This is a genomic window from Streptomyces sp. NPDC001219, assembly GCF_053597915.1.
The window spans coordinates 1-16062 of sequence record NZ_JBSFJF010000001.1; the positions used below are offsets into that span (position 1 = coordinate 1).

The following is a 16062-nucleotide window of genomic DNA, read 5'->3' on the forward strand; positions in this document are numbered from 1 at the left end:
AGTATCGGGGCGACCCTCCGCCTTGCGATCGCACGCACCAGACCCCGCGGGGCCGCCCTTCGGGCGAACGACGGGAGTTTGACGACAGGTCCTAGGACACACCCAAGGAAAGCGTCCTACTGGGGCGGGGTCTCGGAGCGGTGGCCGTCGTCAGGGCGCGACCGTCAGGACGATCTTGCCGGTGGTGCGGCCCGTCTCGCCCAGGGCGTGGGCCTTCGCGGCGTCCTCCAGCGGGACGGCCGTCTCGACGTTGACCCGCAGCTTTCCGGCGTTCACCAGCTCGGCGACGGCCTGCAGGCCGGACCGGTCGGGCTCGACGAGGACGAACGCCGTGTGTACGCCCGCCTCGCGCGCCTGGTCGGCGGGGAAGGCGTCGTCCGGCGGCACGATCGAGACCAGCGAACCGCCGGGGCGCAGGGTGCGCAGCGAGCGGGCGACATAGTCACCGCCGATGGTGTCGAAGACGAGGTCGACGTCGCGTACCGCGGTCGCGAAGTCCTGCTCCGTGTAGTCGACGAGTTCATCGGCGCCCAGATCGCGCAGGAACTCGTGCTTGGCCCGCCGGGCGGTGCCGATCACGTACGCGCCGCGGGACTTGGCGATCTGCACCGCGAGGTGACCGACGCCGCCCGCCGCCGCATGGATCAGCACCCGGGCGCCGGGCTGCACGTTCGCGGTGTCGACCAGGGCCTGCCAGGCGGTCAGCGCCGCCAGCGGGAGCGCGGCGCCGTGGACGTGGTCCAGGCCGGCGGGAAGAGGGGCGAAGTGGCGCGCCGGGGCGGTGACGTACTCGGCGTAGGCCCCGGCGGGGTGGGGGAAGCGCGGCATGCCGAAGACCTGGTCGCCCGGGGCGAAGAGGGTGACGCCGAGGCCGACCGCCTCGACCACACCGGAGACGTCGAAGCCCAGGATGAACGGCTGCTCGCTGCTGCCGTCGAGGAACCGGCCGCCGCTCCGCGTCTTCCAGTCGGTCGGGTTGACGCCCGCGGCGTGTACCCGGACCAGGATCTCCGTGGGGCCGGGCACCGGCCGGTCGGTCGTGATCACCTTGAGGACCTCAGGGCCTCCGGCGGTGTCCTGGCTGACGGCCCGCATCTGCGGGGTCCCGGTCTCGGACATGGGTCTCCTTCGTCTGTGCCTGTGGCGGGGAGCGGGTGCACGCGCCGCCCGGCGGCCGCGTTTCCCGAGGTGCTGCCAGCATTCCGCGGCTGCCGGGAGCCCGGCGGTGTCCTAAAGGCCAACGTTTGAAAGAATCGGGTCATGCATCGCGTCGCAGTTCTCGCCCTGGACGGTGTCGTCCCCTTCGAGCTGGGGATTCCCGCGCGGATCTTCGGCGCCGCCCGGGACGCCGCCGGTGAACCGCTCTACTCCGTCGTCACCTGCAGCCTGGACGGGCGGACGGTGCGCACCGATGCCGACTACGACATCGCGGTCGCCGCGGACGCCTCCGTCCTCGCGCAGGTCGACACCGTCGTCATCCCGCCGGCCCACGGGGCGCACACGCACCGGGAGGACGGCCGGCTGTCCGATGACCTGCGGGCGGCGCTGGCGCACGTCCGGCCCGGCACCCGCATGGTCGCCATCTGCACCGGGGCCTTCGTCCTCGCCGCCGCCGGGCTGCTCGACCACCGGCCGGCCACCACACACTGGCGGGAGGCCACCGAACTGCAACGGCTCTTCACCACCGTCCGGGTCGATCCCAATGTGCTGTTCGTCGACGACGGTGACGTCCTCACCTCGGCCGGAGCCGCCGCCGGGGTGGATCTGTGTGTGCACCTCGTGCGCCGTGACCACGGCAGCGCCGTCGCCAACGAGGTGGCCCGGCTGTGTGTGGTGCCGCCCTGGCGGGACGGTGGACAGGCCCAGTTCATCCGGCAGCCGGTGCCGGAACCCTCGGCGGGCGGCACCGCCGCCACCCGCGCCTGGGCCCTGGAACGTCTCGGCGAGCCGCTCGCCCTGACCGACCTCGCCGCGCACGCCCGGGTCAGCGTGCGCACCCTCACCCGGCGGTTCCGCGACGAGGTCGGCATGAGCCCGGGGCAGTGGCTCGCCGGACAGCGCATCGAGCGCGCCCGGCATCTGCTGGAGACCACGGACTGGCCGATCGACCTCGTCGCCCATCACGCGGGCTTCGGCACCGGGACCTCGCTGCGCCAGCATCTGCACAGCGCGGTGGGGGTGGCACCGCTGGCCTACCGGCGGACGTTCCGGAGCGCCGCGGAGCTGACCGCCTGAAGCGGCGCGGCACGACCGGCCGTGCGCACCGCCCGGGACCGCCGTCGGCGTTGACCTTCAGCCTGGTCGAAGCTCCACAATCGCGTCCATGGACGACACCGGACAGCTGCTGACCATCGGCGTCTTCGCCCGCCGGGTGGGGCTCGCGCCGAGTGCCCTGCGGTTCTACGACGACTGCGGGCTGCTGCGGCCTGCGCGGGTGGATGCCGTGACCGGGTACCGGCGCTACGGGGCAGGGCAGACGGCGCGGGCGGTGACGCTCCGGCAGTTGCGGGCGGCGGGGCCGGTGTCCCTGGCGGTGCTCGGCGCGGACCGGCGGGACGGGCCGGACGCGGGCGGACCGGCGGCTCCGGACCCGGCGGGAGACCGGGGGGATCTCGCGGCCGGGCCGGTGCTGGAGGTGACGGGCGGGGGCCGGGAGACCGTACGGATGCGGATGGTGCACACCGGGCCGGGGCTGCGGATCTCCTTCGACCCGGCCGTACTGGTGCCCGCGCTGGAGGCCGGGGTGGGGCCGGATGTGCTGCTGGAGATCACCGCGCCGGACCGGCCCGTTCTGGTCCGCTCGGCCGACCAGGGAAGTTTCACGACCTTGGTGATGCCGGTGCGCGAGACCGCCGCGCCGGACCGCGCCGGTGCCGGGCGCACCGGCGACCGAGGCCGTGACCGGGGGCCGGTCACTGAGAACGGATGAGGGGAGCGGACTTGAGGAGGGGAGCGGACTGATGGATACGGAACTGTCCGTGGTGCGCCTGTGCGTGGCGGGGATGCAGGCCGAGGCGGAGGGCCGGGCGGGTGCGGCGCGCGCACTCTTCCAGCAGGCGTGGGACGAGGCCACCGACGACTACGAGGCGTGCATCGCCGCGCACTACCTGGCACGGCACCAGAACTCGCCCGAGGAGACGCTCCGTTGGAACCAGGAGTGCCTGGACCGTGCCGACCGGGTGGGGGACGAGCGGGTGGCGGGCTTCTACGCGTCGTTGTTCCTGAACATGAGTCAGGCCTGTCGTCAGCTCGGCCGGACGGCTGCGGCGCATACGTATCTCGTGCGGGCCGCGGAACGGGTGGAGCAGGCTCCCGAGGGGCAGTACGGCGACTGGAACCGCTTCGCGATCGCGGCGGGGCTGCGGGAGACGGCCGTGGCCTGCGACGACTCCGCCGGGGAGGAAGCCGCCGCGGCGGGGGCGCCGCGGCTCCTCGACGAGGCGGCCGACGGGCGGGTGCGGGAGCTGGTGTCGCGGTGGTGTGCGCGGGGCGAGCTGATGGCGCTGGGACTGACGCTCCCCGCCTACCTCGGCTTCCTCGGCACGGCCGCTGACCGGGTGCGCCTGCGGTCCGCGCTGCACATGGTGCATGCGTCGCGGAGGCTGCCGGAGGACGAGCAGACCGCACTGGGCGCGGTAATAGGGTCGCCCGCGCTCCGGTGAGACGGCGAGGATGGGCCGGGCCGAGCCGGATTCGCTGTTGAGGAGCGCCATGACCGTCCCCCCGTCCCCGGAGTCTTCCCGTCCCGAGCCCGTCGGCCAGGGGCTGAGCGCGGCCGCCACCGCCGACGAGTTCGCTGAGCTGCTGGCGCCGACACGGCGGGCGTTGCTGCACCGGCTGGCGGTCGGCCAGTCCGAGGGGCGCACGCCGTCGATGACGGGCGCGGTCGTCCGTGACGGACGGGCGGTGTGGACCGGGGGCCGGGGCTCGGTGGACGGGGAGGTACCGCACGGCGATGTGCAGTACCGGATCGGATCGCTCACCAAGACCTTTGTCGCCGTGCTGGTGCTGCGGCTGCGGGACGAGGGGCTGCTGCGGCTGGAGGACCCGGTCGGCAGGTATCTGGAGGACACACCGGTGCCGGACGCGACGCTCACGCAACTGCTCTCCCACAGTGCGGGGTTGGCGGCCGAGCCGCGGGGCCCCTGGTGGGAGCGGACCACGGGCGAGCTGCGGCCCGAGCCGGCCGACCTCTTCGGCGAGCGCCCGCAGCGGGTTCCGGCAGGGCGGCACCACTACTCCAACCTCGGCTACGCCCTGCTCGGCGCGCTGGTCGAACGGCTGCGGGACGGAGTTCCGTGGGGCGAGGTCCTGCGGCGCGAAGTGTTGGAGCCGCTGGGCATGAGCCGCACGACGCTGCTGCCGGAAGCGCCGTACGCGCATGGCTGGGCGGTGCACCCGTGGGCCGACGCACTGCTGCCGGAGCCGGCCGAGGACACCGGCCTGATGGGCCCGGCGGGGCAGCTGTGGTCGACGGTTCAGGACCTGTGCCGCTGGGCGGCGTTCCTGCTGCGGGGCGACGCGCGGGTGCTGGGCGCGGCGAGCCTGGCGGAGCTGCGGGCACCGGCCGTGCCGCCGGCGAGCGGGACATGGGAGGAGGGCTACGGCCTGGGCGTGCAGATGCTGCGGCGGGAGGGGCGGCTGCTGGTCGGGCACCAGGGCTCGATGCCCGGGTTCCTGGCGGCGCTGTGGACCGATGCCGAGGAAAACCTGGCCGGGGTCGTCCTCACCAACTGCACCTCGGGCCCGGCGCCCGGGGCCGTTGCCGCCGATCTCATCGGGATTGTCCGCACGCACGAACCCCGCATCCCCGAGCCCTGGCGTCCGCTGCCCGAACCGCTGGATGATCCGGAACTGCTGGCGCTGACCGGCCCCTGGTACTGGGGCGCGAACCCCCATGCGCTGCGGCTGCGGGCCGGGCGCGGACTGGAGCTCACCCCGCTGTCCGCGACGGGCCGCGGCGCGCGGTTCCGGGCCGAGAGCGACGGCACATGGACCGGTCTGGACGGCTATTACGAGGGCGAGACGCTGCGGGTGAGGCGGGACCGGGACGGGGCGGTCAGCCACCTGGATCTCGGCACCTTCGTGTTCACCCGCGGTCCGTACGAGCCGTCGGCGCCGGTGCCCGGCGGGGTGGATGCGGAGGGTTGGCGGACCTGAGGCCCGTACGGCGGGGGCCTGGCGCACGGACGTACAGTCGATCCCGATGTCAGGAGCCGCGCCGAGCCGGCTCGCTACCGCTGGAAGGCCCTGTGACTGCTGTGTCTGATCCGACCGCGAACTCCGCCGCCCCGGACCTGCTCGATCTGCCGCCGCTCACCGCGGCCCACTTCGCGCGGATCGAGGACAGGGTCGCGGCCCTGATGGGTACCCGTTGCGATGTCGTGGCGATGCAGGGCGAGGCGCTGCTGCCCCTGGAGGCCTGCATCCGCTCGGCGGTGCGGCCCGGCAGCACCGCGCTCAACATCATCACCGGTCCGTACGGTGAGACCTTCGGCGGCTGGCTGCGTTCCTGTGGCGCCGAGGTGGTCACCGTCACCGCACCGTTCACGGGAGCGGTCGCCCCGCAGCAGGTGGCGGAGGCGCTGCGCGAACGCCCCGAGATCGACTTCGTGAGCCTGGTGCACGCCGAGGCGGCCACCGGCAACACCAACCCCGTCGCCGAGATCGGCGCGGTGGTGCGGGAGCACGGTGCGCTGCTGATGCTGGACGCGGTCGCCTCGGTGGGCGCCGAGCCGCTGCTCACCGACGAGTGGGGCGTGGACCTCTGTGTGATCGGCGGGCAGAAGGCGATGGCCGGGCCTGCCGGGGTGTCGGTGGCGTCGGTCAGCCCCCGCGCCTGGGAGCGGATCGCCGCCAATGAGCAGGCACCGCGGCGCTCGTACCTCTCGCTGCTGGACTGGAAGGAGCGCTGGATCGACGGCGGACGTACCGCACTTCCGCATGCTCCCGCGCAGCTGGAGATGCTCGCGCTGGAGCAGGCCGCCGACCGTCTGGAGGCCGAAGGTCTGGAGACGGTGCTCACCCGGCACCGGGCGGCGGCCTCGGCGACCAGGGCCGGCGTGCGGGCGCTGGGCGGGCTCGCTCCGTATGTCGTGCGCGAGGAGGACGCGGCGCCGGTCGCCACCACGCTCCGGGCGCCTGAGGGAATGGACGCGCGGGAGATCGTGACGGCCGCGGTCGCGCTGGACGCAGCGGTACCGGTGCAGGCCGCGGCGGGCGCGCTGGCCAAGGAGATGATCCGGGTGAACCACTATGGCCGCGCCGCCGACCGGGCGGTGGTCACGGCCTCGCTGCTGGCGCTGGCAGGCGGACTGCGAGCGCTGGGCGTGTCCGTGGACGCCGAGGCCGCGGCCCAGGCGGCGGGCGCGGCGTGGGACGCGGTGGTCGCCGGCTGAGCCGAGCAAGCGCCTGGACGCAGGCGAGCTGTCGATGTGGGGCCGTGTTTCACGTGAAACACGGCCCCACACGCATGCCGGGACGAGGCGTCGTTTCACGTGAAACACCTTGTGCGCAGGCGCTGTTGGCGGCGTAGCGGAGGGGGAGTCGTACGCGCGCGGAGGTTGCCGCGGGCCGACGGCGTGGCGGTGGGCCCGCGGTCTGGTCCCGCCAGGAGTAGTCCAGTGGCGGGCCCGGGGGTACGGGAGCAGGCTGGACGCTGAAGACGCCGTAGGCGCTGGTGGGCGTGCGCCTTCGCGGTCGAGCCGTCCGCCGCCCGCCGCCCGCTGCCCGCTGCCCGGCGTCCCCGCCGTCCGCCGCCCTCCGGCCGCCGAAGGCCAGCGCGCCGCCCAGCCGTCCGGTGCATCCCCGCCCGGCGCGACGGCCGAGCCGTTAACGATCTTGCTCAGGCCGTCCCATAGAATCGGAACGAACGACCCGGTTGGAAATCGCGGAGTGCGGGACCCGGCGTCGAGCGTTTTCAGGAGGCACGGCAGTGGCGGACGGCGGTGCGGCACCCTCCCGTGCGGATGCGCGGCGCAACAGGGCGCTGGTGCTCCAGGCGGCCCGATTCGCCTTCGAGGAACAGGGGTTGAGGGTTCCGCTCGGGGAGATCGCGCGCCGCGCCGGGGTCGGTGCCGGGACCGTCTATCGCCATTTCCCGTCCAAGGAAGCCCTGTTCAGGGCGACGATCGTGGACCGGATCGAGCTTTTCGCCGACACCGCCAGGGACCTGGCCGAGGTTCCGGACCCCGGTCCGGTCTTCTTTCGCTTTCTGTCCTCGGTGGTACGGCTCGCGTCACGGAACAGGGCGTTGTGCGACGCGTTGGAGGCGGCCGGCGCGGGGCCCTTCGAGCCCTCGCCGGGAGTCGGGCAGGACTTCGATGACGCGCTGGAAGTCCTGCTCAGACGGGCCCAGGCGGCGGATGCCGTACGGCAGGACGTCGGGATAGCCGACCTCAGGGCGCTGCTGGTCGGCTGTCTTTCGATGGAGCGGGCCGCGGCGGGAACCGGGGTCGAGGGCGGCGTTCCGAGCCGGATGACGGCGCTGATGTGCGATGCGCTGCGACCGGAACGCGTGGTAACGGAACTCGAATCCGAGCCGGTGAAACGTAACGAATCGCGGTGTGGGGTGTGCGGTGCGGCCATCGCGGCGGCCCGCACGGGCCGGCCCGCACGCTACTGCGGTGGTGCCTGCCGGCAGAAGGCACACCGGGCGCGGGAGCGTACGCGCCGGACGTGAGCGGGCGTGGCCGGGTGCCCGGCCGACCGCCCGTTCCTCAGAGCGGGAGCTTGAAACCCAGGTGCGAGGCCTCGAATCCGAGGCGCTCGTAGAAGCGGTGTGCGTCGATCCGGGTCGCGTCCGAGGTGAGCTGCACCATCTGGCAGCCGAGTGTGCGGGACTCCGCGACCGCCCACTCGATGAGCTGGGTGCCGAGGCCTCCGCCGCGCTCGTCACGGTGGACCCGTACGCCCTCGATGACCGAGCGGGTCGCGCCGCGCCGGGACAGGCCCGGTATGACGGTGAGCTGGAGGGTGCCGACCGTCCGGCCGGCGCGGTCCGCCACGACCAGGTGCTGCTGCGGATCGGAGGCCAGCGCTTCGAACGCGGCGCGGTACGGAGTCAGGTCGTCCGGTGACTCGCGGGTGGCGCCCAGGGGGTCGTCGGCGAGCATCGCGACAATGGCGGGAAGATCGGACGCGGTCGCCCGGCGTATCTCGATTTCGCTCATGGGCGCGACCTTATGCCGTGCGATCACGGGGGCGGCAGGCAGGCGAGCCCGCCGCCCTTACCGCCGCAGGCTCTGCTCTCATGCGCCGACCGGCGTCACTTCGGTGGCGCGAGCGTCTCGACGGCGTTGACCAGTGGTGCCAGCTCGGGGCGCTGCGAGGCGTCCTTGAGGGCTTCGCGCAGCGCGCCGTCGTGGGTGGGCCGGGCCTCCACCAGGAGCGCGAGGCCATCGGGTGTCACGTTGGTGTAGATGCCGCGCCGGTCGTCGGGGCACAGGTAGCGCGAGAGCAGCCCGCGCTCCTCGAGCCGGGTGACCAGGCGGGTCGTGGCGCTCTGGCTGAGGACGACGGAGTCCGCGACCTGGTGCATCCGCAGATGACCACCCGGTCCGTCGTGCTGCTCGCTGAGCACATTGAGGACCGAGAACTCCCGGACGCTGAGGTCGTGAGCGGTCTGCAGCGCGCGCTCGATGTGCGACTCGATCCGGCCGTGCAGTGCGGACAGGGCGCACCAGCCCTGTGCCAGGCCCAGGGGCTCCGCCGGGGTGCAGCCGGGCGCGGCCGCTGCCGGCTCCGGGGCCGCCGTCTCCTGCGTGTCCCGTGTCTGCTGCGTCATCGAAGACCTCCTCAAGGGGCGCGGGAACCAGGATAGGCCACCTCCGAAATATACGGCGCTTGCAATTAACCCGCGCATGCAATTATTGTGAACGCTCGTAAGCGACGCACGCAATGATGTGAAGGGATCACTCCGTCATGCCTCTCGCACTCCTGGCTCTCGCCATCGGTGCCTTCGGGATCGGAACGACCGAGTTCGCGGTCATGGGTCTGCTGCCCGACATGGCGGCCGGCTTCGGTGTCTCCATCCCCCTCGCCGGATACGCGACCACCCTCTATGCACTCGGTGTGGTCGTCGGGGCGCCGCTGATGACGGCTCTCGGCACCCGCTTCACCCGCAAGCAGATGCTGGTGCTGCTGATGGGCCTGTTCATCGTGGGCAATCTGCTCACGGCCCTCGCGCCCAACTTCGGGATCATGCTGGCCGGGCGGATCGTGGCCGCGTTCACGCATGGCGCGTTCTTCGGCATCGGCGCGTTGGTGGCCGCCGACCTCGTCGCACCCCAGAAGCGGGCCACCGCCCTCTCGCTCATGTTCAGCGGTCTGACCGTCGCCAACGTCGTGGGCGTCCCGGCCGGCACCATGCTCAGCCAGCACTTCGACTGGCGATTCACCTTCTACGCCATCACCGCGCTCGGCGTGCTCGGCCTGCTGGGAATCCTCGGGCTGGTCCCCGCACAGCGGGCGAAGGCGGCCTCTCCCCTGGGCAGCGAGCTCGCCGTGTTCCGCAACCCCCAGGTCGGCCTCGCGATGCTGATGACGATCCTGGGCTTCGGCGGCGTCTTCGCCGCCGTCACCTACCTCGCCTCGATGATGACCGAGGTCACCGGCTTCGCGCCGTCCTCCGTGATCTGGCTGACGGCCGTCTTCGGCCTCGGCATGGTCGGCGGAAACCTCGTCTCCGGCCGGTTCACCGACCGCGCCATGATGCCGATGCTGTATGTGTCGTTGACCGGGTTGGCGCTCTCGCTGGCCGCGTTCACCTTCACCGCGCACGACAAGACCGCCGCCACCGTCACCCTCGCGCTGATCGGCATCTTCGGCTTCGCCACCGTGCCGCCGCTGCAGAAGCGGGTGATGGACCAGGCCGCCGCGGCGCCCACCCTCGCCTCGGCCGGCAACATCGCGGCCTTCAACTTCGGCAACGCACTGGCCGCCTGGCTCGGCGGGATCGTCATCTCGGCCGGCCTGGGCTACACCGCACCCAACTGGGTCGGTGCCCTGATGACCGTCGCGGCGCTCGGCGTGGCGATATTCGCCTCCGCCCTGGAGCGGCGTCAGACCGGCCGCGGCCAGGTGGTGGTCGCCGGCGGACCCACCGCGACCGCCGACGAACCCGTCCCGGCACACGGCTGACGGCCGCGTCCGCACCACCCCCCCCGCAGGACCCCTGTATCACCGGCGCTCCGCGCACCCCCGGCACGGCCCGCGCCACCACACCCCAAAGGACCCCCTCATGAGCACCACCACCCCCACTGCCGCTCCCACCGTCCGCCCCCTCACCACCCGCGAGGCCGAGGCTTTGATCGAGGCCGCCGTCCGTGCCGCCGACGGCCTCGGGGTGAAGGGCAGCGTCACCGTTCTGGACGCGGGCGGTCACCTGCTCGGCTTCCGGCGGGACGACACCGCCGTGCTGATCTCCGGGGAGACCAGCACCCGCAAGGCGTACACCGCCCTGCAGTTGGATGCGCCGACCGCCGACCTCGTCGACCTGGTACGCCCCGAGGGGCTCTTCCACACGCTGCCCACGGCGCTGGACCGCCCGCTGCTCTTCCTCGCGGGCGGAGTGCCACTGCACCGGGACGGCCGGCTGATCGGCGCGCTCGGCTTCGGCGGCGGCGCCCCCGAACAGGACCACCGGATCGTCACCGCGGCGACAGCGGAGGCCGACCTCGTCTGACATTGGCCTGGCCTGACGTCGGTTCCGCCCGACGCCGGCCTCGCCCGCTCCGGCCTCCGCGCCGCTAGTGGAGGCCCGCGCCCTTGATGCTGTTGCTCGGTGCCCGGCCGGCGCGGGCCTCCGCCGACCGTGCCGCGCGCAGTCGGCTGCCGCGTCCGGTCAGTCCCCAGGGCTTGAGGACGGAGAGCGCGGTGAGGAAGAGATAGGTGGCCGTGGCGACCGACGGCGCGATGACGAGGCTGATGTCCGGGGCCGGGCTGCCCGCGGCGGCCTCGGCGGCGAGGCGGTTGATGCCGGGCCGCAGCGAGAACACCGACAGCAGCACGGTGACGAGCGTCAGCCAGAACTTCACCACGACCCAGCGGTGCAGGGTCAGCCCCCAGGCGGTGCCCAGGGACAGCACCAGCCCGCTGACCAGCGAGCCGAAGGCCAGAGGGAGGACCAGCCAGTCACTGAAGATCTTCATCGCCCGGTAGGCGACCGTCGCCGTCTCCGGGGAGCCGGTGGTGTAACCGGTGATGCCGAGTGCGAGCAGCCCGAGGGTGAGACCGAGCCAGCTGACGGAGACGGCGAGGTGAAGGACGAGGACGGCCCGGCGGGCGGGGCGGCTGAGCTGCTGCATACCGACACCGTCCCGCCCCGCGCCGCGGGTGACATCTGCCGGCGGGAGTATCCGTGCGTACCCGGCCTTGAGTACGCGTACGAACCCGGACCAGGGGACGAGAGGCGCTCGTCTGGCCGGATTTGGGCCTGTAACAACCTGGTTGCACCCATACCCCCTCCCGCCCACGCATCCTGAGGCCGGGCCCCCTAGGCTCCGGGGCCATGAGCAAGCTGCATCTGTTCGACATGGACGGGACCCTGCTCTACGGGTCCGCGGCCGCGATCGAGATCTCCCGGCAGCTCGGGCTGGAGCGGGAGATCGGTGAGCTGGAGCGCGGATTCGCGGCGGGTGAGCTGACACCGGTGCGGTTCGCGCAGCGCGCCTGTGAGCTGTGGGCCGCCGAACTGACCGAAACGCAGGTGGCCGCGGCCTTCGACGGGGCGCCGTGGCTGACCGGAATCCGGGAGGTCTGGGCCGATATCCGGGCACGTGGTGAACGGTGCGCGGTGATTTCCCTGTCCCCGGCCTTCTTTGTCGAACGGCTGCTGGCCTGGGGTGCCGACGCGGCGCACGGCTCCCTCTGGCCGGCGGTGCCGATCCGGCAGGCGGTGGAGCCGGCCGGCATCCTCACCTCCGAGGCGAAGGTGCGTGTCGCGGATGAACTCTGTGCGCGGTTCGGGGTGACCCGCGCCGACTGCGTGGCATACGGCGACTCCCTGTCGGACACCGAACTGTTTGCGGCAGTTCCGCGGTCCGTGGCCGTGAATGCGGATCACCATGTCAGCGACCTGGCCTCATTTGCGTATGCGGGCCATGATCTGCGCGAGGCATACGAGCTGGTGCGTACTGGCCAGTAATTCCGAAGTTTCCACGGCGGATTCGTCCGCTGTGTGCGCTCAAAATGCAGTCTGTGGGGAGGATCACTGTTATCGGAAGGCCCGCGCGGAGTGTTCCAAGATCAGGACTTGTGGTTTCAACTACTGCCGGTATGGTCGACTCCGGCTTGGCGGAGTGAAGGCTTCCGCGGGTACGCGAAGGGCGAGTAAGAACCCTCCAGTCTAGCGGCGAAGCGGCCCGCGACACCTGGACTTCCGACTATTTGTCCCTCGTGATGAGCAAGGTGGCATGCTGCTGACACGGCATCTACTCCGTATTGTCACGAGGAAGTGAGATTGTCCGCTTTGGAGGATGTTGCCGGGATCGCTTAATCGATGAAGAATTCCGGGGCAGGGCGGGGGAATTCCGGGCAGTTCCGTTCCACGGAAGTGCGAAGACGACCGATAGACGTTCGAGGCGAGGCAGACCATGGACGCTCCGACCACTACGTCGGCCGATAACGGATCTTCCGGCGGGAGCAGTGGCGATTGGGGTTGGTTCACTCCGCCGGCGAAGAAGTCCTCCGAGGAACAGCAGGAGCGGCAAAACAGCCAGGACCGGCAACAAGGCGAGGACGGCCGGGCCGAACCGGACGACCGGAGTGCACATCCCGACCGCGTGGACCACAGAGGCCACCATGAGCGGTACGAGAGAGATGAGCGCAACGACCGGGAACGGATACCCAGTCGGCCGGTCAACCCCATCCGGCCGGTAGGCACCGCCGCCACACGTGAGCGTGAGACCGAGCCCTCGCAGGTTCCGCAGGCACGGCACGAGGCGGGCGGGGCGCCGACCGCACCCCACTACAGCGAGCAGTCCGCGGCCGCCGCCGGGCACGCCGCCCCGGCAGCCGCGCCGCAGCGCCGCGAGACCGGGCCCGGCTGGGAACACCAGCCGTTCCCGGTGAGTCATCCGACCTGGGAGCGGGTGTCCGGCCCCGGCCATGAGCCCGAGCCCGTACACGAATCGGCGCGCGCCACGGGAGCCGCCGCGGCCAGTGCCGCCCCGGCACCACCTGCCCCGGCACCACCTGCCCCGGCACCACCTGCCCCGGCATCGCCTGCCCCGGCGCCCCCTGCCCCGGCACCGCCCGCCCAGAGCGCGGCTCCCGCGCCCTCGGTCTTCACGCCCCAGGCTCGTCCCGCCGCTCCCTCGCGGGAGCCCTCTCTCGAAGACCTGACCGCCTCGGCCTCCCACGCGAGCCCCGCCTCTCCCGACGCGGTGCTCATCCGTCGCACCATGGCGGAGATCGAGCCGGTGGCCGACAAGGTCACCTCGTACTTCTACGCGCTGCTCTTCGTCCAGTACCCCGATCTGCGGGCGCTGTTCCCCGCCTCGATGGACACCCAGCGCGACCGGCTCTTCAAGGCGCTGCTCACCGCGGCCCAGCACGTCGACGACGCCGAGGTGCTCTCCGCGTACCTCGCGAACCTCGGTCGTGGGCACCGCAAGTACGGCACCCAGCCCGACCACTACCCGGCGGTCGGCGAATGCCTGCTCAGCGCGCTCGCGCGCTACGCCACGACCAGTTGGGACCCGGAGACCCAGGCCGCCTGGGTGCGCGCCTACACGGCGATCTCGCAGATCATGATCGACGCGGCCGCCGAGGACGAGGCGGTCGCCCCCGCCTGGTGGCAGGCCGAGGTCGTCTCCCACGAGCTGCGCACGCCCGACATCGCGGTGGTCACGGTCCGCCCCGACCAGCCCTATCCGTTCCTCGCCGGGCAGTACACCAGCGTGGAAACCCCCTGGTGGCCGCGCATCTGGCGGCACTACTCCTTCGCCTCGGCGCCCCGCTCCGACGGCCTGCTCTCGTTCCACGTCAAGGCGGTACCGGCCGGCTGGGTCTCCAACGCCATGGTGCATCGCGCCCGCCCCGGCGACGTCATCCGGCTCGGTGCGCCCGGCGGCGCGATGACCGTCGACCACACGACGCGCAGCGGTCTGCTGTGCGTCGGCGGCGGCACCGGCATCGCGCCCATCAAGGCGCTGATCGAGGACGTCGCGGAACACGGCGTCCGGCGTCCCGTCGAGGTCTTCTACGGCGCCCGCAGCGACCAGGACCTCTACGACCTCGACACCATGCTGCGCCTGGAACAGGCCCATCCCTGGCTCTCGGTCCGCCCGGTCGTCGCCACCGGACCGGCGGCCCGCGGCGGGACCAGCAGCGAAACCGGACAGCTTCCGGACGCGGTGCGGCAATACGGACCGTTCCCGGAGTACGACGCCTACCTTTCCGGGCCGCCGGGGTTGATCCGCAGCGGTGTGGACGCTTTGGTGGGAGTCGGCATCCCGACCGACCGCATACGGCACGACTCCATTGAAGAGCTCGTCTCGGCAGGCGATTGAGGTCTTGGCAGTGCAGGGCGAGTACGGTCCGACAGGGGAGGGGTGGGGTATGCCGAGGCAGGAGCGCCCCGGGAGCGACGGCGAGCACCTGGTACAGCAGAGGCTGGGCACGACCGAACGCGCCGACCGTTTCTACCGGGACCAGGTCCTGGACCATCTCAACGCCCGTATGCGGGAGTTCGTGGCCCGTCAGGAGATGTTCTTCCTGGCCACGGCCGACCGGCACGGTGACTGCGACTCGACCTTCCGGGCCGGCCCGCCGGGGTTCATCCAGGTGCTCGACGACCGGACGCTGGCGTACCCGGAATACCGTGGCAACGGTGTCATGGCGTCCGTGGGGAACATCTCGGAGAACCCGCGCCTGGGCATCCTGATGATCGACTTCACCCGGGACCGGATCGGGCTGCACATCAACGGCCGCGCACGGGTGGTCATGGACGAGGAGATGCGGGCGCAGTACACCGGCCTGCCGGTCGACCCGGTCCCCGGACGGCGCGCCCAGCTGTGGGTCACGGTCGAGGTCGAAGAGGCGTACATCCACTGCGCCAAGCACATTCCGCATCTGCAGAAGGTCCCGGCGCAGCAGCGCGGGGCGCGGGCGTGGGGCACCGACGACAGCAAGCGCAAGGGCGGCGACTTCTTCGGCGCTGCGGCCGAGGCGGGCGAGCGCCCGGCGTTCCGGCGCCCGGAGCGCGGCAACGAGCACCTGCGGGGCGGACTCCACGAGGACACGGATGACACGGCCCGCCAGACCGCGGCCCCGGTGTACGGGGGCGACCGCGCCCATGCCGCCGCGCCGCAGGCCGCACAGCCCGAGTCCGGTCACGGCTCCGCGCCCGGTGTCTCCGGCCGGCGGGACTTCGTGGAGGAGCTGAACGCGGAGTTCCTCGACCGGGTCGAGCGGGTGCTCGCCCGCGCCCGGCCGCGTCGCCCCGCGGAGGACGAGGCCGGGTTCCGTGGTTGGTTCGACCGGCGCGACGGCTGACACGGCGCCCCGCGGCAGCAGGCGGCGCGCGGTGCCTCGCGCTCCGCTCAGCCCAGGTCGGGGGCGTGCATGGCCCGTACGCCCTCGATGTTGCCGTCCAGGTAGTGGCGCAGCGACAGCGGTACGACCTCGACGGAGGCGATGCCGACGCGGGTGAAGGGCACCCGCACGATCTCGTAGTCCCCGCAGGGCTCCTCGACCTCGGGGCCGTGCCGGCGTGCCGGGTCCATCGCGTCGAGCCGGCAGACGAAGAAGTGCTGGACCTTCACGCCGTCCACCCCGCCGTCGCTGAAGTGCTCGACGGTGTCCACGAACACCGGCACCACGTCCTTGATCTTCGCGCCCAGCTCCTCGTCCAGCTCGCGGTGGAGGGCATCGATGACGGTGGCGTCCTCGGGCTCGACACCACCGCCGGGAGTGATCCAGTACGGGGCCCGGCCCGGCTTGGTGCGCTTGATCAGAACGAGGTCCGCACCGTCGAGCAGAATCGCGCGGGCGGTGCGTTTGACGACTGGCCGTTCGTTCATAGGGGACAGATGCCGCAGTCACGACCTGGTGAAACCC

The 16062-nt window shown here is 72.1% G+C and carries 16 protein-coding genes; 11 read left to right on the forward strand and 5 right to left on the reverse strand.

Going from position 1 to position 16062, the window contains the following annotated elements; genetic code table 11:
• Positions 1-150 precede the first annotated feature (150 nt).
• The gene (locus ACWC9R_RS00005; protein ID WP_450727360.1) at positions 151-1119 is read right to left on the reverse strand and encodes an NADP-dependent oxidoreductase; all 969 of its coding nucleotides are present in this window, start codon (positions 1117-1119) and stop codon (positions 151-153) included.
• A gap of 141 nt (positions 1120-1260) precedes the next feature.
• Here ACWC9R_RS00005 and ACWC9R_RS00010 point away from each other — a divergent pair, with 141 nt between their 5' ends.
• From ACWC9R_RS00010 to ACWC9R_RS00035, 6 genes are all read left to right on the forward strand, one after another.
• Complete coding sequence (locus tag ACWC9R_RS00010; RefSeq protein WP_450727362.1) at positions 1261-2235, forward strand: GlxA family transcriptional regulator; 975 nt, start codon at positions 1261-1263, stop codon at positions 2233-2235.
• An 88-nt stretch (positions 2236-2323) separates the two neighbouring features.
• Entirely contained in the window at positions 2324-2929 is a 606-nt protein-coding gene (locus ACWC9R_RS00015; RefSeq protein WP_450727364.1) for a MerR family DNA-binding transcriptional regulator, read from the forward strand.
• A 31-nt stretch (positions 2930-2960) separates the two neighbouring features.
• Positions 2961-3662, forward strand: a complete 702-nt coding sequence (locus ACWC9R_RS00020) for a hypothetical protein (RefSeq protein WP_450727366.1) — start codon at positions 2961-2963, stop codon at positions 3660-3662.
• A gap of 49 nt (positions 3663-3711) precedes the next feature.
• Entirely contained in the window at positions 3712-5160 is a 1449-nt protein-coding gene (locus ACWC9R_RS00025; RefSeq protein ID WP_450727368.1) for a serine hydrolase domain-containing protein, read from the forward strand.
• 101 nt (positions 5161-5261) lie between these two features.
• Positions 5262-6398, forward strand: a complete 1137-nt coding sequence (locus tag ACWC9R_RS00030; RefSeq protein ID WP_450727868.1) for a pyridoxal-phosphate-dependent aminotransferase family protein — start codon at positions 5262-5264, stop codon at positions 6396-6398.
• 593 nt (positions 6399-6991) lie between these two features.
• Positions 6992-7681 (forward strand): TetR/AcrR family transcriptional regulator, encoded by a 690-nt coding sequence (locus ACWC9R_RS00035; protein ID WP_450727370.1) that lies wholly within the window; start codon positions 6992-6994, stop codon positions 7679-7681.
• Positions 7682-7718: 37 nt separating this feature from the next.
• Here the strand turns inward: ACWC9R_RS00035 and ACWC9R_RS00040 are convergent, their stop codons facing one another.
• On the reverse strand, positions 7719-8171 hold the full coding sequence (locus ACWC9R_RS00040) for an N-acetyltransferase family protein (RefSeq protein ID WP_450727372.1): 453 nt from the start codon (positions 8169-8171) through the stop codon (positions 7719-7721).
• A gap of 95 nt (positions 8172-8266) precedes the next feature.
• On the reverse strand, positions 8267-8785 hold the full coding sequence (locus ACWC9R_RS00045; RefSeq protein WP_450727374.1) for a MarR family winged helix-turn-helix transcriptional regulator: 519 nt from the start codon (positions 8783-8785) through the stop codon (positions 8267-8269).
• A 137-nt stretch (positions 8786-8922) separates the two neighbouring features.
• On the opposite strand from ACWC9R_RS00045, the gene ACWC9R_RS00050 reads away from it, so the two are divergent.
• Entirely contained in the window at positions 8923-10140 is a 1218-nt protein-coding gene (locus ACWC9R_RS00050; RefSeq protein WP_450727376.1) for an MFS transporter, read from the forward strand.
• 100 nt (positions 10141-10240) lie between these two features.
• Positions 10241-10684 carry a GlcG/HbpS family heme-binding protein gene (locus ACWC9R_RS00055; RefSeq protein WP_450727378.1) on the forward strand — a complete coding sequence of 148 codons (444 nt, stop codon included), beginning with the start codon at positions 10241-10243 and terminating at the stop codon, positions 10682-10684.
• Between the two features lie 64 nt (positions 10685-10748).
• Here ACWC9R_RS00055 and ACWC9R_RS00060 read toward each other — a convergent pair whose 3' ends face one another.
• Positions 10749-11306 (reverse strand): DUF2269 domain-containing protein, encoded by a 558-nt coding sequence (locus ACWC9R_RS00060; protein ID WP_450727380.1) that lies wholly within the window; start codon positions 11304-11306, stop codon positions 10749-10751.
• Between the two features lie 203 nt (positions 11307-11509).
• On the opposite strand from ACWC9R_RS00060, the gene ACWC9R_RS00065 reads away from it, so the two are divergent.
• The 3 genes from ACWC9R_RS00065 to ACWC9R_RS00075 all read left to right on the forward strand — a co-directional run bounded on the left by ACWC9R_RS00065 (position 11510) and on the right by ACWC9R_RS00075 (position 15498).
• Positions 11510-12145, forward strand: a complete 636-nt coding sequence (locus ACWC9R_RS00065; RefSeq protein WP_450727382.1) for an HAD family hydrolase — start codon at positions 11510-11512, stop codon at positions 12143-12145.
• Between the two features lie 448 nt (positions 12146-12593).
• A complete protein-coding gene (locus ACWC9R_RS00070; protein WP_450727384.1) occupies positions 12594-14513 on the forward strand; it encodes a globin domain-containing protein in 1920 nt (639 codons plus the stop codon).
• A 49-nt stretch (positions 14514-14562) separates the two neighbouring features.
• Entirely contained in the window at positions 14563-15498 is a 936-nt protein-coding gene (locus ACWC9R_RS00075) for a pyridoxamine 5'-phosphate oxidase family protein (protein WP_450727386.1), read from the forward strand.
• Positions 15499-15545: 47 nt separating this feature from the next.
• Here ACWC9R_RS00075 and ACWC9R_RS00080 read toward each other — a convergent pair whose 3' ends face one another.
• Positions 15546-16025 carry an NUDIX domain-containing protein gene (locus ACWC9R_RS00080; protein WP_450727388.1) on the reverse strand — a complete coding sequence of 160 codons (480 nt, stop codon included), beginning with the start codon at positions 16023-16025 and terminating at the stop codon, positions 15546-15548.
• Between the last annotated feature and the right edge of the window lie 37 nt (positions 16026-16062).